The organism is Shewanella colwelliana (assembly GCF_001735525.1).
Lineage (GTDB): Bacteria > Pseudomonadota > Gammaproteobacteria > Enterobacterales > Shewanellaceae > Shewanella > Shewanella colwelliana.
The window spans coordinates 1-2,581 of sequence record NZ_MCBT01000045.1; the positions used below are offsets into that span (position 1 = coordinate 1).

General features: G+C 39.5%; 2 protein-coding genes. One reads left to right on the forward strand and one right to left on the reverse strand.

From position 1 onward, the window contains the following. Nucleotides 1–529 precede the first annotated feature (529 nt). A complete protein-coding gene (locus tag BEL05_RS15455; protein WP_069671724.1) occupies nt 530–1,510 on the forward strand; it encodes a helix-turn-helix domain-containing protein in 981 nt (326 codons plus the stop codon). Nucleotides 1,511–1,821: 311 nt separating this feature from the next. Here the strand turns inward: BEL05_RS15455 and BEL05_RS15460 are convergent. Continuing rightward, nucleotides 1,822–2,581: transposase (locus BEL05_RS15460; protein ID WP_069671725.1), on the reverse strand; the 760-nt coding region annotated here is incomplete at its 5' end.

Consider the following 2,581-nt stretch of genomic DNA (forward strand, 5'->3'; position numbering starts at 1 on the left):
CGTGGCATAAAAACCTCCTTGTTCAATGCTAAATCAAAGCATAGTTAGAGGTTTGCTTCTGCGCAATTAATGATGGGTGTCTATGTTTTGCTCACGCCGCTATTTACTATATAAAGGTATCACTTCCTACAAATCCGAGCTTGTTCAACACTCGGGATAAGGACGCGGCTACGCGCGGCCTATCCTTATTTGTTATGCTAAAAGCGATTCTAGTAAATGAACACTAAATTTTACCTAAACTAATAACAAAATTGGATCTAGTGGAGCACCGTTAAAGTTACTATGGTGGCAGGACTCTTAGATGGAATAATTTGACCCTAGATTGACAATTTAGAAATAGTTAGGACGTATGATGTGGCTATACTTTACAAATGAAGAACTAACTTGCGAGCACCAAAAAAAACATTTAAATTTAGCTACTTAGCCTAATTGCAACCGCTGGTTGACAAATTAACAACCTGACTTGCTGGTCTGCAACTACCTGACTTTTTATGCTTACCGTTCAACAACAGATGAAGGAATGAACTCGATGATATTAGCAGAAAAGATTGTCAGATTAAGAAAGCAAGTTGGCTGGTCGCAGGAAGAATTGGCTGAAAAGATGAATGTTTCTAGGCAGTCAGTCTCTAAATGGGAAAGCACTAATAGCATACCTGATTTAAATAGAATAATTATATTAGCGGAGATTTTTGACGTTTCAACTGACTTTCTACTGAAAGATGAAAATGAAGCATTTGATTCCCGTGATGAAAGTAGAGAGCTTGATACCATTCAGGTTAGCTTGGAACAAGCCGTGAAGTATATTGAACATAAGATGGAAGTGTCAGCCTTAGTCACTAAGGGAGTTATGCTTTGTGTCTGCTCAGTAGTACCACTGTTTTTCTTCTTGGCATTGGCTGAAACAAATAGATTAAATCTGACAGGCGATATTGCAGCAGCTATAGGAGTCGTGAGTATTTTAGTTATGGTCTCTATTGGAATAAGTTTTTTTATCAAAACCAACCAATATGAAAGTGATATAGCTGTGATAGATAATGAAGCATTTGAGTTGGCCTATGGTGTGCACAGCGTTTTTAAAGAAAAATTAAAAAAATTCAGAGTTACTTATAATCGAAGACTATCAGTAGGTATATTCATGTTCATTATCAGTTTTGTACCTCTGATGTTTGTTAGCATGTTTTTTGGTGGTTTAGGTATAATTTTAATGATGTTAATTGTACTGATCCTTATGATAGCAGCAGGAATATACATAGTGGCTCCTGTCTCTGCTCAATATGATGCCTACAACAATATTCTAAAAGATAGTTGTTTAGAGACCGCTAAAAGTAAGCGTACAAAACGCGCTGAAAAGCTTGCTGCATTCTACTGGCCTTTACTAACAGCAATATTTCTTGGCTGGAGCTTATGGACGATGGATTGGGGTGTAACTTGGATTATTTGGCCTGTGGGTGCTGTCCTTTTCGCTGCACTGGTTGGATTAATGGAATTGTTGGATAAAGAAGAATCTTGAAACGAAGATTCTTAATATAAGCATTACGTGGGATATGTCTGCTTTTGTCGGAAGAGTTGTCACTTTGATATAATGTCTATATAAAGATAATAAGCCACCCATAGTTAATCAATAACATAACACCATTATTTCCAGATTACTTCTATGCTGCCCATGATAGGCATCATAAATGAGAAAACGCATTGAGATGGTTTCGAGCGGAGCGTCAGATAGGTTGGATTTGATAGAAAAAAGACAAAAAGGCAGAGTTTAAGGCATCACCAATTGACCTGAATGACAGGCCTAATGCAAAAGTGGGAGGTGACTAAATGCTAACTAAATGGCAGATGCTGACAACTGCTTGCAAAGTGCCTTCGTCGTTTTTCTAGGTGGGTATAATAGTCATCAAGCTCTTGCACTGAGCCAACAGGCCCTCTAAAGAGCTTGCCAAAATCAATCGTTAATTTGAGCCAGGTTGCTGCTGGAACATTAATTCGTTGCAAGATATTCTCTGCACTTTTTGAGATAGCACCTCGTTTATCTTCTCGGATGACCCGTCCGGTTTCATCTACCAGCTCTAGGTAATCTTTAAAGCTAAACGCTATGCCTTTGGGTTGCTTTGCTCGCTCATTACCAATAAACGGCAAAAGAGCCTTAGGCTGCTCACCTTTGATTACCGCTTTTATCCGTTGTTGGATACTGGTGTAGTCACTATGCTCTGGGGTACTGGCCTTCTTGGCTCTAACAGGGTTTAACTCTACATACGCCATACAGGCTAATACTGCGACTTCATCTAAAAGCGCCTGAGATTTAAACCTGCCCTCCCAAAATCGACCTGTGCAGTTATCTTCTTGATTGGCTTGTCTAGCGATGGGTTCGTTAAGGCAACGCATAAACCAGGAAATATCACATAAGCGACTGCGGTAAATGGCTATTGTGTGCTTTAACCTTGCAACGTCATGGGGTTCAATCAGCTGACCATTGGCAAACTTATGGGTTAACTCATCGCCTTTAAACAACTTATGCCATTGCTCGATGACATCGCGGTCACTCCAGCGGTTTACCGTTTCAATATCAATATGCAACACCACA